Here is a 502-nt window from a genome sequence, read left to right as displayed (position 1 = left end):
GTTTCAGACGTGAGCGACAGGCCGCGGTTGTGACGTACACCTCAGCAACCGACGCCTCGCAGCAAGCCGATGCCGCCACACTCGCGCTTCAAGCCGACGGCCTGCGGGTGGCGCGCGCACGTGCCAGGGAGTTGCGCGCGCTGCGGTGAGCGTCTCGCCGGTCTCACGTCGAACCGACAAAGTCTCATGCGCGTGCTTTCCCTAATCGGGCAAGCCCCGATTGGCGAACGACCGGCCGCTGACCAAAATGCAATCGCCCTCTTACGTCCTTTTGGGGGTACTGCGACAACGTCATTTGCCCGCCTCGGCGGGCATTTTCTTTGGTATCCGCAAGATCTTCCGGTGACGTCCACCGGGGAGCGACGTCGACGTGCCGCGTCCCCGTTGCGCCGGATGGCACTTACTTGTCGTCGGGCTCGCGCGACGCCGGCGTGTCCGTGCCGGACGGCAGCCCCGGCAGCTCGTCGTGTCCCAGCCATCGATGCGCGATGTCTTCGATACG

It is taken from the genome of Pandoraea sp. B-6 (assembly GCF_000282835.1).
GTDB classification, from domain to species: Bacteria; Pseudomonadota; Gammaproteobacteria; order Burkholderiales; family Burkholderiaceae; genus Pandoraea; species Pandoraea cepalis.
The sequence above is the reverse complement of the archived record's forward strand: the minus strand, read 5'-3'. Positions refer to the sequence as shown.